General features: G+C 36.0%; 18 protein-coding genes. 15 read left to right on the top strand and 3 right to left on the bottom strand.

Translation table 11 applies throughout. From position 1 onward, the window contains the following. Positions 1-32 precede the first annotated feature (32 nt). From BK054_RS02600 to BK054_RS02575, 6 genes are all read left to right on the top strand, one after another. Positions 33-2,186, top strand: coding sequence for a S46 family peptidase (locus BK054_RS02600; RefSeq protein WP_006259510.1), 2,154 nt, complete (start codon positions 33-35; stop codon positions 2,184-2,186). 85 nt (positions 2,187-2,271) lie between these two features. Beyond that, a complete protein-coding gene (locus BK054_RS02595; protein WP_006259509.1) occupies positions 2,272-3,276 on the top strand; it encodes a hypothetical protein in 1,005 nt (334 codons plus the stop codon). After that, positions 3,236-5,557 carry a hypothetical protein gene (locus BK054_RS02590; protein WP_006259508.1) on the top strand — a complete coding sequence of 774 codons (2,322 nt, stop codon included), beginning with the start codon at positions 3,236-3,238 and terminating at the stop codon, positions 5,555-5,557. The genes BK054_RS02595 and BK054_RS02590 overlap by 41 nt, the downstream gene beginning before the upstream one ends. 455 nt (positions 5,558-6,012) lie before the next feature. Then, positions 6,013-7,374, top strand: coding sequence for a UDP-N-acetylmuramate--L-alanine ligase (locus tag BK054_RS02585; RefSeq protein ID WP_006259507.1), 1,362 nt, complete (start codon positions 6,013-6,015; stop codon positions 7,372-7,374). Between the two features lie 165 nt (positions 7,375-7,539). Further along, positions 7,540-8,232: a RadC family protein gene (radC, locus tag BK054_RS02580; protein WP_006259506.1), complete on the top strand. Its 693-nt coding sequence runs from the start codon at positions 7,540-7,542 to the stop codon at positions 8,230-8,232. 55 nt (positions 8,233-8,287) lie between these two features. Continuing rightward, positions 8,288-8,986 carry a YjjG family noncanonical pyrimidine nucleotidase gene (locus BK054_RS02575; protein ID WP_006259505.1) on the top strand — a complete coding sequence of 233 codons (699 nt, stop codon included), beginning with the start codon at positions 8,288-8,290 and terminating at the stop codon, positions 8,984-8,986. A gap of 14 nt (positions 8,987-9,000) precedes the next feature. Here BK054_RS02575 and BK054_RS02570 read toward each other — a convergent pair whose 3' ends face one another. Continuing rightward, a complete protein-coding gene (locus BK054_RS02570; protein ID WP_036471834.1) occupies positions 9,001-10,278 on the bottom strand; it encodes a replication-associated recombination protein A in 1,278 nt (425 codons plus the stop codon). 737 nt (positions 10,279-11,015) lie between these two features. Between BK054_RS02570 and BK054_RS02565 the strand changes: the two genes are divergently transcribed. Then, positions 11,016-11,759: a rhomboid family intramembrane serine protease gene (locus tag BK054_RS02565; protein WP_006259502.1), complete on the top strand. Its 744-nt coding sequence runs from the start codon at positions 11,016-11,018 to the stop codon at positions 11,757-11,759. Between the two features lie 22 nt (positions 11,760-11,781). Here the strand turns inward: BK054_RS02565 and BK054_RS02560 are convergent, their stop codons facing one another. Together BK054_RS02560 and rlmB are read right to left on the bottom strand one after the other, a co-directional pair. Further along, complete coding sequence (locus BK054_RS02560; RefSeq protein WP_006264736.1) at positions 11,782-12,828, bottom strand: hypothetical protein; 1,047 nt, start codon at positions 12,826-12,828, stop codon at positions 11,782-11,784. 3 nt (positions 12,829-12,831) lie between these two features. Beyond that, entirely contained in the window at positions 12,832-13,566 is a 735-nt protein-coding gene (gene rlmB, locus BK054_RS02555; RefSeq protein WP_006259500.1) for a 23S rRNA (guanosine(2251)-2'-O)-methyltransferase RlmB, read from the bottom strand. A gap of 461 nt (positions 13,567-14,027) precedes the next feature. Here rlmB and rpsL point away from each other — a divergent pair, with 461 nt between their 5' ends. The 8 genes from rpsL (at position 14,028) to rplB (ending at position 19,873) form a co-directional block, all read left to right on the top strand. Further along, on the top strand, positions 14,028-14,408 hold the full coding sequence (rpsL, locus tag BK054_RS02550) for a 30S ribosomal protein S12 (RefSeq protein WP_002987523.1): 381 nt from the start codon (positions 14,028-14,030) through the stop codon (positions 14,406-14,408). Between the two features lie 25 nt (positions 14,409-14,433). Next, entirely contained in the window at positions 14,434-14,910 is a 477-nt protein-coding gene (rpsG, locus tag BK054_RS02545; protein ID WP_006259499.1) for a 30S ribosomal protein S7, read from the top strand. A gap of 21 nt (positions 14,911-14,931) precedes the next feature. Beyond that, positions 14,932-17,067, top strand: a complete 2,136-nt coding sequence (fusA, locus tag BK054_RS02540) for an elongation factor G (protein ID WP_006259498.1) — start codon at positions 14,932-14,934, stop codon at positions 17,065-17,067. A gap of 12 nt (positions 17,068-17,079) precedes the next feature. Continuing rightward, the gene (rpsJ, locus tag BK054_RS02535; RefSeq protein ID WP_006259497.1) at positions 17,080-17,385 is read left to right on the top strand and encodes a 30S ribosomal protein S10; all 306 of its coding nucleotides are present in this window, start codon (positions 17,080-17,082) and stop codon (positions 17,383-17,385) included. 112 nt (positions 17,386-17,497) lie between these two features. Beyond that, the gene (rplC, locus tag BK054_RS02530; protein WP_006259496.1) at positions 17,498-18,115 is read left to right on the top strand and encodes a 50S ribosomal protein L3; all 618 of its coding nucleotides are present in this window, start codon (positions 17,498-17,500) and stop codon (positions 18,113-18,115) included. Beyond that, positions 18,115-18,744 (top strand): 50S ribosomal protein L4, encoded by a 630-nt coding sequence (gene rplD, locus BK054_RS02525; RefSeq protein ID WP_006259495.1) that lies wholly within the window; start codon positions 18,115-18,117, stop codon positions 18,742-18,744. Before rplC ends, rplD begins: the two co-directional genes overlap by 1 nt. A gap of 7 nt (positions 18,745-18,751) precedes the next feature. Further along, the gene (gene rplW, locus BK054_RS02520; RefSeq protein WP_006259494.1) at positions 18,752-19,042 is read left to right on the top strand and encodes a 50S ribosomal protein L23; all 291 of its coding nucleotides are present in this window, start codon (positions 18,752-18,754) and stop codon (positions 19,040-19,042) included. Positions 19,043-19,048: 6 nt separating this feature from the next. After that, entirely contained in the window at positions 19,049-19,873 is an 825-nt protein-coding gene (gene rplB, locus BK054_RS02515) for a 50S ribosomal protein L2 (protein WP_006259493.1), read from the top strand. Positions 19,874-19,877: the final 4 nt, after the last annotated feature.

Here is a 19,877-nt window from a genome sequence, read left to right as displayed (position 1 = left end):
TTTATCTTCGCATTTCTAACATACTAATTAATATGAAAAAAATCGTTTTATTTTTAACTGCATTCATATTAGCGATACCTACTACGGTAAAAGCTGATGAAGGGATGTGGTTCTTAATGTTCATAGAGCGTTTAAACCAACGCGATATGGAGAAGATGGGACTACAGTTGACATCTGAAGAAATATATAGTATCAATAATCATTCGTTGAAAGATGCTATTATACAATTTGATGGTGGATGTACAGCAGAGATTGTATCTAATCAAGGTTTGGTATTGACTAACCACCACTGTGGATATGATAAAATAGCTAAATTATCTACACCAGAAGACGATATCTTAACGAATGGATTCTGGGCAAAAGATAAAGCAAGTGAGAGAGCTGCTAAAGGTCTTTCTGTTCGTTTCTTTGTGAGAATGGACAATGTAACAAAGCGTATCTTAAGCGTTGTTAATGATAAGATGTCTGAAATCGAAAGAGAGAAAGCAATCAACCAAGAAATCGCTAAGATTCAAAAAGAAAATGATGGAGATGGAAAATATACTGTTTCTGTAAAATCATTCTTCCAAGGTAATGAATTCTACTATTTCGTATACCAAGATTATAATGATGTACGTTTAGTAGGAACTCCTCCTAACAGCATCGGTAAGTTCGGAGGTGATACTGATAACTGGGAATGGCCACGTCATACAGGTGACTTCTCTTTGTTCCGTGTTTATACGGATAAAGATGGTAATCCTGCAGAGTACTCTGCAGATAATGTACCAATGGTTCCTAAACACCACTTACCTGTATCTATCACAGGTATAAAAGAAGGTGACTTCTCTATGATATTAGGATATCCAGGTAGAACAAATAGATGGATGCCTGCACAAGGAGTAGAGCAAAACATTAAGTTCGCTTATCCAGCTTGGGTTGAAGGATCTAAGTTAGGAATGGATGTAATGAAAAAGTATATGGCTGCAAATGACGCAGTACGCCTTAACTATGCATCTAAATATGCTGGTGTAGCTAACTACTGGAAGAACCGTCAAGGTATGATTGATGCATTGACTCAACACCAGACTGTGGCGACTAAAACAAAAGCTGAAAAAGATTTCCATAAATGGGCTTCTAAAAAAGAGAACGTTGCTAAATACGGAAATGTAATAGCAGACATTAATGCATGGTATAAAGCGACTAATGAGAAGTCTCGTCATGATAATTACTTAATGACAATGTTGCGTACTTCTAATTTAGTAGCTGCGCCATATCGTTTAGCTGGAGGTATGGAAGCGTATGCTGCTGGTGATGATAAGAAACGTGCTGAGATGTTACCTGAGTTTAAAGAGTATATCAAGAGTATCTATGGTAGTACTTATGAGCCATTAGAAAGAGAAATGTTAGCTAAACAATTAGCTCTTTATGCAACTAAATCTACAGGATATGACATCGCTCCTTATGTAGCTGAAATCAACAAAGAATACAATGGTGATTTTGAAAAGTATGTAGATGAGATTTTTGAAAAGAGTGTATTTGCTAACCAAGAGGCTATTGATGCTTTCTTAGCAGATCCTAAAGGAGTGACTATTTCTCGTGACCCAATGTTTAAGTTATCTGTAGCTATTATGGATCATTATAGAGCTATGCCTGATAATGTAACTGCATTAGAAGATAAGTTCCAAAAAGCATATAGATTGTTTGTAGATGGAGTACAAAAAAGTAACCCTACAGGTAAGTACTATCCAGATGCAAACTCTACTTTACGTTTAACTTATGGTACTGTAAAAGACCTACCAAGAGGAAATAAAGTAAATGATGCTGCAGAGAACTGGTTTACTACTTTAAAAGGTACAGTTGCTAAACATAAAGTAGGTGATGAAGAGTTCGAAGCACCACAAAAACTAATCGACTTATATAATAAGAAAGATTATGGTGTGTATGCTGATAAAGCAGGACATATGCCTGTAAACTTCTTGACTAACCATGATATCACGGGAGGTAACTCAGGTTCTCCAGTATTAAATGGAAAAGGAGAATTAATCGGACTTGCGTTTGATGGTAATATCGAAGCTATGGCAGGAGACGTTATTTATGACCCTAAATTACAACGTACAATTAACGTAGATATTCGTTACGTACTATTCATTATAGATAAGTTCGCTGACGCTAAACATATTGTAGACGAGATGACTATTGTAAAATAGTTCGTTTAGTTAAAATTCACAAAACGCCTAAATTATTTAGGCGTTTTTTTTTGTGCATAAATGTTTCCTGAATTAAGTTTACATCATGAAAAAGTATGTGTTATTTATCTGTTTAATATTCTTGGTTAGTTGTGTCTCTAAGGGAGATAAGGACTTGCAGACGAAGTTGTCTTTTTACTATTGGAGAACTAACTTTCAGTTAGACTCACTAGAAAGAACTACGCTTAAAGAGTTAGAAGTGGACAAGCTTTATATTCGCTATTTTGATATTGGACTACAAGGTGATTCTCCTATACCTATACGACCTATACTGTTTAAAGACTCTATTCTTGATGTAGAGATTGTTCCTGTTGTGTATATCAAGAATGAAGTCTTAGTGAATAGTAAGGTAGATAGAGAATTGTCAAAAAAGATAATAGACTATATCAATCAGATTAATAAACACAACCATATACAGATAAGTGAGATACAATTAGACTGTGATTGGAGCTTAAAGAGTAAGGATTCTTTTTTTGAATTGATAGAGTCAATTAAGAAAGAAAGTCAGTGGAAGGTGTCATCTACGATTAGACTACACCAAGTGAAGTACGCTGCTAAGACAGGAATACCAAAAGTAGACTATGGTGTACTGATGTACTATAATATGGGGACTATCTCAGCAGATTCGTTGAACTCTATTTATGACCGTAATATAGGGAGCAAATATATAGGTGCATTGGCCGATTATCCTTTAGAACTGAAGTATGCTTTTCCTATTTATTCATGGGTAGTACATACTAGAGCTAATAAAGTAGTTCGCTTGATCAGTAGAGTTCGTACAGATGAAGTGGATAAAATAAGTGCTTTTAAAAGAATAGATGAGACTAGATATAGTGTGACAAAAGAAGGAATGTACTTTGGACAATTGTTTTTAGTTGGCGACCAGATAAAAGTAGAAACGACTACTAGTGAGCAGTTGTTAGAGATGAAAAAAGACTTAGAGAAGGCAAGTGGGAAGTGCCCCTCTGAAATTATACTATATGATTTAAATTCAAGAAATATCCCTTATTATGAAAAAGAAGTTTGGAAAAAGATTGTTGTATGCGAGTAGCTTATCACTGCTGTTAGGAGCAGGTGTGTATTCATACGGATGTGCTGATGGGTGGTGGAGTTATTCCTCTGTTTCAAGTTTTACACCAGAAGCATTTGTAGATAACTCATATAAGCCTTTGTTTTTTGCACCTTATGAGAAGTTCTATGATGGTGCATACATGTATAACGCAGGTATGTATAATGAGGATATTGTTAAGGAGTGGACACAATATTTAGGGAATACTGTACCAGCGGATGTAGTGAAGGAATGTTTAGTGTCTAATGAGTTTGAGATAGACACGATGTATACTATATATAGTGAACTGCGAAAAGGAAAGAAACGAAGTAGTATCTATGACTTAGACTTAAAGAATAAGAAAGTAGAGAACTTTATTAACTTTCTAAACTTTGCCAAAACAGTAGAACAGTATTCAGCTCAAGAGTTCGAGTATTGGAACTATGAGCAACAAGTCAAAGAGCAATTGCCAACAGACTATGCCAATAAAGTACAGAGCTTCTATGAGAAGATGGATAAGAAGGATACTTTTTTTGCTAATAGAATGTGGTTTCAGGTAATGAAAGCTAAGTTCTACTCAGCAGATAAGAGTAGTGTGATTGCTTATTTTGAATCTACAGCGAGTAGTCAACCTCAAAATACACTGTATTATAGAGCGATGTCTTATGTCGCAGGGGCGTATTATGAGCTAGCTAATTTTGCGAAGTCAAACCTACTATACGCTACTGTTTTTGATAGAGAACCTTCTATGCGTCAAGTTGCTTTGTATAACTTTAAGCCTCTTGATAAAGCGGCTATTACTAAAATAGTGGAGAATACAGAAGATAGAGATGTGAAAGCAGCGATATGGTCTATAATGGGATACTATGATGACCTAGGTGAATCTATGAAGCGTGCCTATGAGGTTAACCCGAAGAGCCCGCATATAGATTACATCTTGACGAGATGGGTGAACATGCAAGAGCAGGAAGTGAATGTATTTGCAGAAAGTAGTTTTAAATCTCGTGATGAGTATTTCAAGGCGATTAAGAAGAAGATAGATCAGAATACACTGAAGTGGATAAAGTCTGTCGCGGATAAACCACAAGAAGTAGCCAATCCAGTGTTGTGGAAGTTAGCGGCAGGGTATATGGATATCTTTCAAGGAGAGTACAAGAGTGCCACTAAGCAAATAGAGGAAGCAAGTGATTATTCTAAAAAAGGAGATAAATTATTAGCAGAGCAAATCCGATTATTTGCCTTGATTAATACTGTATCTCAAGTCAAAAAACTAGATAAGAGTACAGAAGAAAAACTATTGCCAGAACTGAAATGGGTCTATACAGACCTAGTGAAGAATGACTATAGTGATCCTTTTAGATATGAGTATGCAGCAGGTTGGATTAGACAATTTTTATCAGCTACTTATAAAGAGCAAGGCAATGCTATCATGGCAGAGATATTAAACTCTCAAGGTGTAGCTTTTTATAAGGATAAGAAACAGTCTAGTGCTATGGAGAGTTTCTTATTAAAAACGAATCATTCAGAGATAGAAAAGTTGTTCACATCTTTATATCAATATAATCTTAGTGATATCTATGAGAGTAGAGCGATTCACTTATTCTATGAAGATAAGATAGATGAAGCTATTGTAGAGATGAAGAAGGCAGAACCTATCAAGAGAAAGAATACCTATGATGATGAGTACACAGTGTTTATGTATAACACAGCTACACTTTTAGGTAATCCATTTAATGGAAAGATCAAGGATTGTAACGATTGTGATCATGCAGCTAAGCAGACTACGGTATATACGAAGTTATCATTCTTAGAGAAACTAAGAGATATGAAGGCGAATATTGCTAATGGTACAGATGTATTTAGCAATGCACTTTTAGTAGGTAATGCTTATTATAATGCTACATATTTTGGTAATGCACGCGTGTTGTATTACAACAGTATTTGGGATGAGTATGGCAGTAATAGTATCGGTATGGAGAATAAGTCTAGCATCTTGAATATGAATAATGCTAGAAAGTACTATGCGATAGCTAAGCAACATGCGACTACAAAAGAAGAAAAAGCAAAGCTAGCTTACTTCGATGCTAAGCTAGAGCGAAATGAATTCTATGTACAGACTTATCATAACAAGGATTATTATATGGGAGCATGGGGTGATGATGTCATGTTTAAGAAGTGGAATGGCTTCTCAGAATTAGCTGCTAAGTATAGTGATACAAAATATTACCAAGAAGTAATTAAAGAATGTGGTTACTTTAGAAAGTATTTAGGACTGAATTATTAAGAATGAAAAAAGCTCAAGGTCACTTGAGCTTTTTATATTTATAAAGTATCTATTTATTGATATAGATGAGTAGTACCGATGTAGTGCCTATAGAGATTACTAGTGGAAACAGTGAAATAATAATAGCAACTAAGGGCATAGTAGTACTGACAAGAGCTTTTTTAGCTCTTCGATAGGCTGCGATGCCGAAGGCAAGACCTATAAGGCTAAAAAATATAGAGATAAAATTGACAAAAGGAATCCAACAGATAAAGAATGCAATAACCGAACATACAAAGGAGATAATGTAGTAAACAAGACTCGTATCTCTGTTGTTGTTTATTTCGTAATAGGATTTATCATGTTGCATGGTATATTAGCTAAAAATTGAATGTAATATAAAGAAAAAGAATTTCATATTGTTATTTAAATTGTAATTTTACAACTAGTAGAATTGACAGTAAAAAACTTATATAATGCGTATACATTTTATCGCAATCGGAGGAAGTGCAATGCACAATTTGGCATTAGCCTTACATGCAAAAGGAGATATTGTAACAGGTAGTGATGACACTATATTTGAACCTTCTAAGTCTAGATTAGAGGCTAAGGGATTATTACCAAAAGAAGAAGGGTGGTTCCCAGAGAAGATAACAGAAGAGATAGACGTTATTATTCTAGGGATGCATGCTAAGGGGGATAACCCAGAATTGCTAAAAGCAAAAGAATTAGGACTGACTATTTATTCTTACCCTGAGTTTATCTACGAACATTCTAAAAATAAAACACGTGTAGTGATAGGTGGGTCTCATGGTAAGACTACCATTACTTCTATGATATTACATGTGATGCATTATCATAATGTAGAAGTAGATTATCTAGTAGGGGCACAGTTAGAAGGCTTCGATAGAATGGTAAACCTTACTTCAGATAATGAATTTATGTTGATAGAAGGTGATGAATACCTATCATCAGCATTAGATCTTCGTCCTAAGTTTCATATCTACCAGCCGAATATCGCCTTGTTAAGTGGTATCGCATGGGATCATATCAATGTATTCCCAACTTTTGAAAACTATGTAGAGCAGTTTAAGATTTTTATTGGAAAGTTAGTGAATGGTGGAATCTTAGTCTATAACGAAGAAGACGCTGTGGTAAACCAACTGGTAGAAGAAGCTACTAATCCGATTAGAAAGATACCTTATACTACACCTTCTTATACTATCGAGAATGAGCAGACTTACTTAGATACGAATGACGGGCCTATGCCGTTAGAGGTTTTTGGTAAGCACAACCTTAGTAATATAAGTGGAGCGAAGTGGATCTGTCAGAATATGGGGATAGATGAAGAAGATTTCTACGAAGCTATCGCATCGTTTAAAGGGGCATCTAAGAGACTAGAGAAGTTAGTAGAGACAGACCAAACAGTGATCTATAAAGACTTTGCACATTCACCGAGTAAAGTGATCGCTACAACAGAAGCTGTGAAAGCACAGTACCCTAATAAGAAAGTAATCGCATGTCTAGAACTACATACATACAGTAGTCTTAACTCGGCCTTCTTATCACAGTACGAAGGTGCGTTAGCTAAGGCAGACGAAGCAGTGGTATTCTATTCTTTAGATGCGCTTAAGATTAAGAATATGCCAGAGATCTCTCAAGAGCAGATGCAGACGGCATTTAATAGACCAGGGTTAGCTACGTATACTAACGCTGCTGATTTCAAACAATATTTAGAGCAATTAGACTTAAACAATGCTGTATTGTTATTCATGAGTTCAGGTAACTATGGTGGATTAGATATGCAAGCTTTTAGTGAGAAAGTAAAGAATAAATAGACGGCATACGTCATTATTATAATACTATTAAAGAGGTTATCAAGTACAGCTGTATTTGATAACCTTTTTTTGTTTGAATACTGACTGCTTTTTAATAGAAGCTTTATATAGAATAGCTTCATTAGGTTTAGTTTTTGTACGATAGAATAGTATAAAACAATGACTATGGAACACCAAAAGATTACGATCAAACAATGGGCAGAAGATGATAGACCTAGAGAAAAGCTAATGCTGAAGGGAAAGACTTCCTTAAGTGACGCCGAACTATTAGCGATACTCATAGGATCAGGGCATAGAGAGGAGTCTGCTGTAGAGCTGTGTAAGCGTATATTAGCGATGTATAATAATAATCTAAGTGTATTAGCGAAACAGAGTATCTCGAAGCTCACTGCGTTTAAAGGAATAGGAGAAGCGAAGGCTATTGCGATTATTGCGGCTTTAGAGATAGGGCAGAGAAGGAGATTAAGTGAGCGTATAGAAGAACCTATCATCACTACTAGCAGTGATGTGTTTGAACTGATTAATCCTATCATAGGGGATTTAGAACATGAGGAGTTTTGGGTGTTATATCTGAATAACTCTAATAAGGTGAAGTATAAAGCTCCATTGAGTAAGGGAGGAATCACCGGTACTGTAGTAGACATAAGACTGTTATTTCAGACAGCATTAGAGCAGAAGGCTGTCGGGATAATCTTAACGCATAATCACCCTAGTGGTAAGGTCAAGCCTAGTGATGCAGATATACAGATCACTAAGAAGATTAAAGAAGCAGGGCGTATTATGGACATACAGTTACTAGATCATTTGATTATTACGGAATACAGTTATTATAGCTTTGCAGATGAGAGTATTTTATAAGTAGATTTAGTTCTAAAATACCTACTTTTGTAATTCAAACAAAAGATTATAAAAAATGGGAGTAAAAAGCTTAACGAGTAAGACAGATATCTTTTTTGATTTAGATCATACCTTATGGGATTTTGAGAAGAACTCTGCTTTAGCTTTTAATGATGTTATTGAAGAATTAAAATTACCTTTTAGCACAGAGGCTTTTCTAAGCCACTATGTTGCAATCAACAATGAGTATTGGGACAAGTATAGTCTAAATCAGGTAAGTAAAGAAGAGCTTAGAATCGGGAGAATCAGAGATACCTTTGCTAAGTTAGGGTATCAGTCTACTACAGAAGAGATGTTGCTACTAGGGGATAATTATCTAAAGGCTATGCCTAATCATAATTATTTATTTGATGGTGCGATAGAAGTATTAGACTACTTACAAGACAAATATAAACTTCATATTATTACCAACGGTTTTAATGAAGTGCAAGGCAAAAAGTTAGATCGATCAGGGATATCAGGTTATTTTCAGACAGTGACTAATTCTGAAATGGCTGGAGTGAGTAAGCCAAATCCTGAGATATTTAACTATGCTTTAGATAAAGCAAAGGCAGGAGTGAAAGACTCCGTGATGATAGGTGATAACTTCTTAGCGGATATAGAAGGAGCACTAGGCGTAGGAATGGATGCAATCTACTACAGTCAATCTAAAGAAAAAGTAACCCCTCAGATCTATCACGTACAGAAATTAATAGAACTAAAAGACCTGCTATAAGCAGGTCTTTCTATTTAATAGTTGTATTTAAATTGCCATCTATTGCGCAAGAATTCTCGAGTACTATTCTCTCTATTGTTTACACCAGGTTCATAGAGTACAGTGCCTTCTAGCTCATCTGGTAGAAACTCTTGTTCTACGAAGTTATTTGTATAGTCATGTGAGTATAAGTACTCTTTGCCATACCCTAGTTCTTTCATTAGTTTAGTAGGTGCATTCCTTAAGTGTATAGGTACAGATAAGTCACCTGTTTGTTTGACGAGTTGCTGTGCTTTGCCTATCGCTAGATAGGTAGAGTTACTCTTAGGGGATGTAGCTAGATAGATAGCACATTGGCTTAATAATATTCTACTCTCAGGGTATCCTATGACAGATACGGCCTGGAAGGTATTATTTGCCATAATGAGTGCAGTCGGATTAGCATTCCCGATATCTTCTGATGCAGCTATAAGTAATCTTCGTGCGATGAACTTCACATCTTCACCACCCTCTATCATTCTTGCCAGCCAATATACAGCCCCATTAGGATCACTACCTCTGATAGACTTGATAAAAGCAGATACGATATCATAGTGCTGCTCACCAGTCTTATCATATAGTACAGTATTCTTTTGTACTACTTGCATTACGCGTTCATTGGTGATTTCTATCTCGTTATCATGAGTAGCATTGATGATAAGCTCGAAGGTGTTTAGTAGCTTACGACCATCTCCACCTGATATTCTAAATAGAGCTTCTGTCTCTGTCAGGGTTATCTTTTTCTTTTTTAAGAATAGATCTTTATTCATAGCGCGCTCTAGGAGGTGCTGTAGGTCTTCTTTTGTAAACGCATTAAGTGTGTAGACCTGACATCTAGAGAGAAGAGCAGGGATAACTTCGAAGCTCGGATTCTCTGTTGTAGCACCGATTAGCGTGACCCAGCCACGCTCTACTGCAGCTAGTAGAGAGTCTTGTTGAGATTTACTAAAGCGGTGTATCTCATCGATGAATAGGATAGGGTTCCTAGCAGTGAATAGACCACTGTTAGACTTTGCCTTCTCGATTACTTCTCTGATATCTTTAACCCCTGAGTTAATTGCGCTCAATACATAGAAGGGTCTCTCGCTTTCTTTTGCGATAATCTCTGCCAGAGTAGTTTTGCCTGTACCTGGAGGTCCCCAAAAGATTAAGGATGGGATAAACCCAACTTTTAACTGATTCGTTAAGATACCATTCTCTCCCACGAGGTGTTCTTGACTGACATAGTCACTCAGTGTATGTGGGCGTACTCGTTCTGCTAAAGGTGCTTCCATTATCGTAATTAAATCTCTTCTCACAAAAATACAATCTCTTTTTTAGATAACGATGTTTTTCAGTAATGGAATGTTTAAGGCGCAGTAGTTATTGATTAGAGCATGAATATCTGTGCATAAGCTAATGTTGATGTTTATTCTTACTTGAAGGAGAATGCGGGGAGTATAGAAGAAGTATTCTTGGACAAAGGGCTTCTCTAGTCCAGTATTCATTGCTTATTGTCCTATTATTGTCCAAGGAATTCAAATTAAGAGCCTATTTTACTAGGCTGGCGGTATGTTTTCAATATTTTGTTTTTTAAGGGGGGTTGTGTAATTGGTTGATATTTAGTCTTTTGTTTGTTTTTTTGAATAAAAAAAATGATTTGTTTTTTTACTGATTTAGGGATTATGGACTTGTTTTGGACCTTTTTTCAAAAAAAAAGAGGTAATGATATTGTTTATTGTTCTTTTTTAGACCTGAATTTGTGATTATAAATAAAAAAGTGAATTGCTTTTTTTAGATGATAGTTACTAAATAGAGATACTTTTGAGGAGGGTGATACTCGTCTCAATGCTAAAATGGTGTGAATGAAAAAACAATTCGTTATAAAATGAGTTATATTTAACCTATATAAAATTTGAGTACTATGTATAATAGCCTTTCATTACAAGGGGTGTTTATGGATAGGTTTGGTATAGGGAGTAAATATGCACCTTATATAGTAAGATGTACTTAAGGAGAAAGGAATGAATATATGAGTAAAGAGAAATTACCTCCATTATCTATTAATCTAATTTTACTACCCTTATTCGTCGTTGTACTGATATGGGGAGTGTATTGGATGGATTGGAATAATTTTTATGAGTTACACGAGTATGGCGTATTGCCGAGAACGGTAGTGGGGTTAAGGGGAATTGTGTTTAGTCCTTTTATACATGGTGGGATAAAGCATTTGTATAATAACTCTATAGCCCTCTTTGCACTGCTATTAATGTTGCAGTATTTTTATAAGAAACAAGCGTTGGTGGTACTGATCTTAGGGATTCTGCTATCAGGTTTCGGTACATGGTTGATGGGTAGAGATAGTTATCATATCGGTGCTAGTGGATTAGTCTATGTGCTAGTGAGCTTTATGTTCTTTAAGGGAGTACAGACGCGATATTATAGACTGATGGCATTATCGCTGGTTATCGTAGTGCTATATGGGGGTACGGTGTGGTATATGTTTCCCCATGTAGAGAGCGGTATTTCGTGGGAAGGACATTTGAGTGGTTTTTTGACAGGATTGATTCTTAGTTTTGTAGTTTCATCTCCTGAGCATATAGAGCAGGGGTATAAGTATGAGTGGCAAGACCCTAACTTTGATCCTCAGTCAGACCCCTTTATGAGGTGCTTCGATGAGCATGGCAACTTTATTATCATACCGAAACAAAAGAAGAGTAAAGATCCTTATAGAAAGACATTACCAGTACTGATCTCTCAGTATCAAATTAGATAACGATATAAACTATAAAAGCACCTTAGAAGGTGCTTTTATAGTTTTTGACTACGAAGTCTATTGCTGTTTCGAGTATCTCTCCCATATTTTTACAATATTTGAAAGACTTCTCGTGAGTTAATTTGTGTAAGGACATTTTTAACTCTTCTACATGTTCTGGAGTAGAGACTGTATCCTGTATCATCACGTGGATTAGTTCGTCTAGTCTCTCTTTATTACTCAGTACTCTTCTTACGATCACAGATCTCACTTCTCGTCGATACTGTTCTATCGAAGTATGTTTTAGTTTCTCTAATACCATCTTCACGATAGTATAGTTCTCTTTAAAGAACTGAGGAAGGTAGAACTTGAGGTTGCCTTCATAGTTCTGCTGATCGAAGTCGATAGCTCTGATTCTATAGACTACCTGATCGAAGTCATGAGTAGGTATAATGACGAAATTATAAGATCTCATATCACCCAGTAGACCGATCATACAGCGTTCATTAAACTTGACAAACTCTTTAGCGATCTGTGATTTTTCACTTTCAGTACATTTAGGTAGGTGATTTGTGATAAATACATCAGCAGGTATACCTAATATGTGTTCTTCTATTAAGGTGTCATTGTGTACGAGATAATTCATCGTATTCGGAGACAGCATCTCTTCTAGTTCTAATCCGTATATGCGTGAGGCATCGGCTCTCTTTACATAGAAGTTGGTGATATTGTCATTGAGTATATTTCGAACTTTCACTCGGAATGGTTTAGAATTACCAAACGAACAAAAGTCAATATGATCAATAGTTAGATACTGTAGTGTCTCGATGTCACCATCAGAGTGAAGTAAGGTATATATCTTAGTAAGGCTAGCTTCTATCTCTTTATACTCGAACTCTGGATAATATACACGTAACCACAGTGTATCATTACCGTTGCTGTCCTCGATATTGATATAACCACTGAATCGCAATAAGTCATCATAGATCACACTAGTTTTAGTAGTGCGCTTATACTTGGTTAAGTATGCCATGAACTCATCGCTAACAGGGTAGTTAGGCTTCTTTAATAATACCTTTACGTCTTTCAAATCTTATCTTCTTTGTCTGATTGTTTCGTATAAAAATGCTCCACACGCTACAGATACGTTTAGTGAATCTATTGTGCTAAACATCGGTAACTTTGCTTTCTCGTCTATGATTTTAAGTACAGATGGGTTGATACCTTTATCTTCACTTCCCATAATGATGGCTACAGGCACATTTAGGTCTACATCATAGATTTCTTTTTCTGCTTTCTCTGTTGCACCTAGTGTTATTACACCAGACCCTTGTAGATAGAATACAGCGTCCTTAATATGGTCTACTTTACAGATAGGAATATTAAATACAGCACCCGCAGATGTTTTTACTGTATCTCCGTTTACCGGAGCAGCTCCATTCTTAGATATAATGATACCATCTGCACCACAGCATACAGCTGTACGTATAATAGCACCGAAGTTACGAGCATCTGATATCTGGTCAAGGATGACGAAAAGAGGTTTCTCTTTTTTCTCTAATACACCTTCTACTAGTACTTCTAATGAAGTAAAAGAGATAGGGGAGATATTCGCTACAGCTCCTTGATGGTTTTTATTAGTTAGTTTATTTAGTTTCTCGATTGGTACATAAGAGAAGTTTACGTTGTTCTTCTTTAGTGTCTTAAGAAGAGAACTCATTAACTCTCCAGAAGCTTCTTTCTGTATGAATACCTTATCTATATCTTTTCCTGCTTCTATGGCTTCGATGATTGCACGAATACCAAATATCTGATTGTCCTGTTCCATGGGGCAAAGTTACTTAATAATATAATTTAAAAAACGTGCAAAGATAGATTTTAAGTATTTGGATTTAATGGTATTTATAAAAATATTAGATAGTATATATTATAATGTATAATAAGAGGTGTGCTGTTGTGTCATAAAGCTGTAAAGAGGAATGTTTTTTGTGGTGATGTATAAAAGGGAGAAGAGTGCTAAGGTTTATTTTTTTTGGTGTTGTTGAATAGTGAAAGAGAAGATTGGGCACAAATGCTGGATTACTAAAAAGGGAGAGAAATAATGTTGATAACTTTTGAATAACTATCGTATAAAGAGAAAAAAAGAGGTAAAAGGAGAATTGTTGATAAAAAAAATTAATTATGTTGAAAATTAATGCTTTGAGGTTTGAATAAATAAAAAATAGTTATACATTTGCAACCCCGTATATAGTGCGGAATAATATATTGTAGAAATTATTAATAAACATTATGCCAACAATTCAACAATTAGTAAGAACAGGGAGAACCCAATTGACTAAGAAGAGTAAATCGGTTGCTTTGGATTCTTGTCCTCAAAGAAGAGGAGTTTGTACGCGTGTTTATACTACTACACCTAAAAAACCAAACTCTGCAATGCGTAAAGTTGCAAGGGTACGTTTAACAAATGGTAATGAAGTAAACGCATACATCCCAGGAGAAGGACACAATTTACAAGAGCACTCGATAGTATTAGTTAGAGGTGGAAGGGTAAAAGATTTGCCAGGTGTTAGATACCACATCGTACGTGGAGCTTTGGATACTGCTGGAGTAAACGGTAGAACTCAAAGAAGATCTAAATACGGAGCAAAACGTCCTAAAGACAAAAAATAATCGTTTAAACGTTTAAGAAGAAGACATGAGAAAAAGACAGGCGAAAAAGAGACCTCTTTTACCAGATCCAAAATTTAATGATCAATTAGTTACGCGTTTTGTAAACAACTTAATGTGGGACGGTAAGAAATCAACAGCTTTTAAAGTATTCTATGATGCTTTAGAGATCGTTGAGGAGAAAAAACAAGATGAAGAAAAATCTTCATTAGAAATTTGGAAAGATGCATTAACTAATGTTATGCCACACGTAGAAGTTCGTTCTCGTCGTGTAGGTGGAGCTACATTCCAAATTCCAATGCAAATTCGTCCAGATAGAAAAATTTCTATGGCGATGAAATGGATGATTTTGTATGCGAGAAAAAGAAATGAGAAATCTATGGCTGGAAAATTAGCGTCTGAAATCTTAGCTGCTGCTAAAGAAGAAGGAGCTGCTGTTAAAAAGAGAATGGATACTCATAAAATGGCTGAAGCTAATAAAGCATTCTCTCACTTTAGATTTTAATCCATACAGAAACTATATACAATGGCAAGAGATTTAAAATATACAAGAAACATTGGTATCGCTGCACACATCGATGCTGGTAAGACAACAACTACAGAGCGTATTTTGTTCTATACAGGTAAAAACCACAAAATGGGAGAGACTCACGAAGGATCTTCTACAATGGACTGGATGGAGCAAGAGGCTGAAAGAGGTATTACTATTACATCAGCAGCTACTACATGTACTTGGAATTTCCCAACAGTTCAAGGTGCTAAAATACCTGAATCTATGGAGTACCACTTCAATATTATTGATACTCCTGGACACGTTGACTTTACTGTAGAGGTAAACCGTTCTTTACGTGTATTAGATGGATTAGTATTCTTGTTTAGTGCAGTTGATGGTGTTGAGCCTCAGTCTGAAACTAACTGGAGATTAGCTGATAATTATAAAGTTCCACGTATGGGGTTCGTTAATAAAATGGACCGTCAAGGAGCTAACTTCTTAGCAGTATGTCAACAAGTTAAAGATATGTTGAAGTCTAACGCTGTGCCAATCGTTTTACCTATTGGTGATGAGGCTGATTTCAAAGGTATCGTTGACTTAGTGAAAAACCGTGCAATCGTATGGCATGATGAGAATCATGGTTCTACTTTTGACGTTGTTGAGATCCCTGCAGAGATGGTTGACGATGTAAAACAATACAGAGGTCAATTAATCGAAGAGATTGCTGCTTATGATGAAAATCTTCTTGAGAAATTTATGGAAGATGAGGACTCAATCACAGAGGATGAAATCCACGTAGCTTTACGTGCTGCTACTCTTGATATGAGCATCATACCTATGACTTGTGGATCTTCATTCAAAAATAAAGGTGTTCAGTTCATGTTAGATGCTGTATGTCGTTACTTACCTTCTCCAATGGATAAGGAAGCTATTGAAGGTACAGATCCTGATACTGAAGAGCCAATCGTACGTAAGCCATCGGTTACTGAGCCGTTCGCTGCATTAGCATTTAAAATTGCTACTGACCCATTCGTAGGTCGTTTAGCATTCTTTAGAGCTTATTCAGGACACTTAGACGCTGGATCTTATGTATTGAATACTCGTTCTGGAAACAAAGAGCGTATTTCTCGTATCTACCAAATGCACGCTAACAAACAAAACCCAGTTGAATATATTGAGGCTGGAGATATTGGAGCTGCAGTAGGATTTAAAGATATCAAAACTGGAGATACTTTATGTGATGAGAAAAAACCTATCGTATTAGAAAGTATGATATTCCCAGACCCAGTAATCGGTATCGCTATTGAGCCAAAAACAAAAGCGGATATGGATAAAATGGGTACTGCTTTAGCTAAATTAGCTGAGGAAGATCCAACTTTTACAGTTAAAACTGACCAAGCGTCTGGACAAACTGTAATCTCTGGTATGGGTGAGTTACACTTAGACGTATTGATCGACCGTATGAAACGTGAGTTCAAAGTTGAAGTTAATCAAGGAGAGCCACAAGTTGAGTATAAAGAAGCTCTTACACGTGAAGCACAACATAGAGAAGCTTATAAAAAGCAATCTGGTGGACGTGGTAAGTTTGCTGATATCGTATTCAAAATGGGACCTGCTGATGACGTTGATGGAAAACCATTCGTTGGATTACAGTTCGTGAATGAAGTTAAAGGTGGTAACGTTCCTAAAGAATATATCCCTTCTGTAGAGAAAGGATTTAGAGAGGCGATGAAACAAGGGCCTTTAGCTGGATTCGAAATGGATTCTATGAAAGTAACTTTAACTGATGGTTCTTACCACGCGGTTGACTCGGATGCATTATCGTTCGAATTAGCTGCTAAAATGGGATACAAAGCTGCTGCTAAAGCTGCAGGTGCGATCATCTTAGAGCCTATCATGAAGTTAGAAGTATTGACTCCTGAAGAAAACATGGGTGATATCGTTGGAGATTTGAACCGTCGTCGTGGACAAATCAACAGCATGGATGATAGAGCTGGATCAAAAGTTGTTAAAGCTTCTGTTCCGTTATCAGAAATGTTCGGATATGTAACTACATTAAGAACATTATCATCTGGTAGAGCAACTTCTACAATGGAGTTCTCTCACTACTCTGAAACACCATCAAACATTTCAGAGGCAGTAATCACTAAAGCAAAAGGTAACGCTTAATTTTAGAGTAAAATGAGTCAAAAAATCAGAATAAAATTAAAATCTTACGATCATATGTTGGTTGATAAATCAGCAGAGAAAATCGTAAAAACTGTAAAAAGTACAGGAGCAGTAGTAACTGGACCTATTCCATTACCTACTCATAAAAAAATCTTTACTGTTCTTCGTTCTCCTCACGTGAACAAAAAAGCAAGAGAGCAGTTTGAGTTAAGTTCATACAAAAGATTGTTAGATATCTATTCTTCATCTTCTAAAACTATTGATGCTTTAATGAAATTAGAGTTACCAAGTGGAGTTGAAGTTGAAATCAAAGTGTGATAAATAACAAGATTCAATAAGAATATCAGAGGCTAAGTATTGGTGTTATAGTCACCAATACTTAGTTCTTTTAGAAAATAAAATAAAATTTTATAATTAATAATTAATATTTATGTCTGGGTTAATTGGTAAAAAAATCGGCATGACTAGTATTTTCGATGAGAATGGAAAAAACATTCCATGTACAGTAATCGAAATGGGTCCTAATGTCGTTACCCAAGTCAGAACCATTGAGGTTGACGGGTATGAAGCGTTACAACTTGGTTTCGATGACAAGACAGATAAACATGCTACTAAAGCTGAGTTAGGTCACTTTAAAAAAGCTGGAACATCTGCTAAGAGAAAAGTTGTTGAAATCAAAGATTTTGCTGGAGAGTATAAATTAGGTGATGTGATCACTGCAGATTTATTCATAGAAGGTGAATATGTAGATGTACAAGGTGTATCTAAAGGAAAAGGATTCCAAGGGGTTGTAAAACGTCATGGTTTTGGTGGAGTTGGTCAGGTAACTCACGGTCAAAAGAACCGTTTAAGAGCGCCAGGATCTATTGGAGCTTCTTCTTACCCATCAAGAGTATTCAAAGGAATGCGCATGGCAGGAAGAACTGGAGGAGTAAATGTAACAGTACAAAACCTTAGAGTTTTAAAAGTAGTAGCTGATAAAAATCTACTTGTGGTTAAGGGAGCAATTCCAGGACACAAAAACTCTTATGTAATCGTTCAGAAGTAATGGAAGTAAAAGTTTTAGATATCACAGGAAAAGATACTGGTAGAAAAGTTGAGCTTTTAGATTCAGTATTCGGTATAGAACCAAATAATCACGCAGTATATCTTGATGTTAAACAATATTTAGCAAATCAAAGACAAGGTACTCACAAAGCTAAAGAAAGAGCTGAGATCTCTGGAAGTACGCGTAAGATTAAAAAACAAAAAGGAACTGGTACTGCAAGAGCAGGAAGTATTAAATCGCCAGTTTTCCGTGGAGGAGGAAGAATCTTCGGGCCAAGACCAAGAAGCTACTCTTTCAAATTAAACAAAAGTTTAAAACGTTTAGCGAGAAAATCTGCTTTCTCTATCAAAGTGAAAGAATCAAATTTAATCGTAGTTGAGAACTTTAATTTCGAGGCTCCAAGCACTAAGAATTTCATCAACGTATTGAAAGGTTTAGGATTGGAAAATAAAAAATCTCTATTTGTGTTTGGTGAATCAAATAAAAATGTATATTTGTCATCACGCAATTTAGGGAAGGCTGCTGTTGTAACTAACTCTGAATTAAGCACTTACAGTATTTTGAATGCTGGAAGTTTAGTGTTAACTGAGGGTTCTGTAGCAGGAATTGTAGAAAATTTAAGTAAATAATAGGAACATGAGTGTTTTAATTAAGCCTATAATTACAGAAAAAATAACTAAAGACGGCGAAACTTTTGGCCGTTTTGGGTTTGTTGTTGATAGAAAAGCGAACAAAATTGAAATTAAAAAAGCAGTTGAGGCTGCTTATGGAGTTTCTGTTGTTAACGTGAATACTATGAACTATGCTGCAAAGCGTTCTGTTAAGTACACGAAAAGTGGAATGATCAACGCTAAAACTAATGCTTACAAGAAAGCAATAGTTGAATTGAAAGAAGGAGATAGTATAGACTTTTATTCAAATATCTAATAAATAATGTCAGTTAGAAAATTAAAACCTATTACCCCAGGTCAGCGTTTTAGAGTTGTGAATAGTTTTGACGCTATAACAACTGATAAGCCGGAGCGTAGTTTACTAGCACCGAAAAAAAAATCTGGAGGTAGAAATAGTCAAGGAAAAATGACCATGCGCTACATGGGTGGTGGTCATAAACAAAGATACCGTATAGTTGATTTTAAAAGAACTAAAGTTGGTATCCCAGCTACTGTTAAGTCAATTGAGTATGATCCAAACCGTACAGCATTCATCGCTTTGATTGCTTATGTAGATGGAGCTAAATCATACGTTATTGCACAAAGCGGTATGAAAGTTGGACAAACTGTAGTTTCAGGAGTAGATGCGTCACCAGAAGTTGGTAATGCAATGCCTTTAAGCAAAATTCCTTTAGGAACTGTTATATCTTGTATCGAATTACGTCCTGGACAAGGAGCAGTTATCGCTCGTTCAGCAGGTACTTTCGCTCAGTTAGTTGCTAGAGATGGTAAATATGCTACTATTAAAATGCCTTCTGGAGAGATCCGTTTGATTTTATTAGAATGTATGGCTACTATCGGAGCAGTGTCTAACCACGATCACCAATTAATCGTTTCTGGTAAAGCAGGTAGATCAAGATGGTTAGGTAGAAGACCTAGAACTAGACCAGTAGCAATGAACCCAGTAGATCACCCAATGGGAGGTGGAGAAGGTCGTTCGTCAGGAGGACACCCACGTTCTAGAAACGGGATGCCTGCTAAAGGGTACAGAACTCGTTCTAAAGTTAAGTCGAGTAATAAGTATATCGTTGAACGTAGAAAGAAATAAAAGA

It is taken from the genome of Myroides sp. ZB35, from assembly GCF_001865835.1.
GTDB lineage: Bacteria > Bacteroidota > Bacteroidia > Flavobacteriales > Flavobacteriaceae > Flavobacterium > Flavobacterium odoratimimum.
This window is presented reverse-complemented; position numbering and strand designations above follow the sequence as displayed.

Bases quoted from the DNA above. Each gene is read 5' to 3' on its own strand.
- BK054_RS02600 (WP_006259510.1), top strand. From the start codon at position 33: ATGAAAAAAATCGTTTTATTTTTAACTGCATTCATATTAGCGATACCT.
- BK054_RS02595 (WP_006259509.1), top strand. From the start codon at position 2,272: ATGAAAAAGTATGTGTTATTTATCTGTTTAATATTCTTGGTTAGTTGT.
- BK054_RS02590 (WP_006259508.1), top strand. From the start codon at position 3,236: ATGAAAAAGAAGTTTGGAAAAAGATTGTTGTATGCGAGTAGCTTATCA.
- BK054_RS02585 (WP_006259507.1), top strand. From the start codon at position 6,013: ATGCGTATACATTTTATCGCAATCGGAGGAAGTGCAATGCACAATTTG.
- radC (WP_006259506.1), top strand. From the start codon at position 7,540: ATGGAACACCAAAAGATTACGATCAAACAATGGGCAGAAGATGATAGA.
- BK054_RS02575 (WP_006259505.1), top strand. From the start codon at position 8,288: ATGGGAGTAAAAAGCTTAACGAGTAAGACAGATATCTTTTTTGATTTA.
- BK054_RS02570 (WP_036471834.1), bottom strand. From the start codon at position 10,278: ATGGAAGCACCTTTAGCAGAACGAGTACGCCCACATACACTGAGTGAC.
- BK054_RS02565 (WP_006259502.1), top strand. From the start codon at position 11,016: ATGAGTAAAGAGAAATTACCTCCATTATCTATTAATCTAATTTTACTA.
- rlmB (WP_006259500.1), bottom strand. From the start codon at position 13,566: ATGGAACAGGACAATCAGATATTTGGTATTCGTGCAATCATCGAAGCC.
- rpsL (WP_002987523.1), top strand. From the start codon at position 14,028: ATGCCAACAATTCAACAATTAGTAAGAACAGGGAGAACCCAATTGACT.
- rpsG (WP_006259499.1), top strand. From the start codon at position 14,434: ATGAGAAAAAGACAGGCGAAAAAGAGACCTCTTTTACCAGATCCAAAA.
- fusA (WP_006259498.1), top strand. From the start codon at position 14,932: ATGGCAAGAGATTTAAAATATACAAGAAACATTGGTATCGCTGCACAC.
- rpsJ (WP_006259497.1), top strand. From the start codon at position 17,080: ATGAGTCAAAAAATCAGAATAAAATTAAAATCTTACGATCATATGTTG.
- rplC (WP_006259496.1), top strand. From the start codon at position 17,498: ATGTCTGGGTTAATTGGTAAAAAAATCGGCATGACTAGTATTTTCGAT.
- rplD (WP_006259495.1), top strand. From the start codon at position 18,115: ATGGAAGTAAAAGTTTTAGATATCACAGGAAAAGATACTGGTAGAAAA.
- rplW (WP_006259494.1), top strand. From the start codon at position 18,752: ATGAGTGTTTTAATTAAGCCTATAATTACAGAAAAAATAACTAAAGAC.
- rplB (WP_006259493.1), top strand. From the start codon at position 19,049: ATGTCAGTTAGAAAATTAAAACCTATTACCCCAGGTCAGCGTTTTAGA.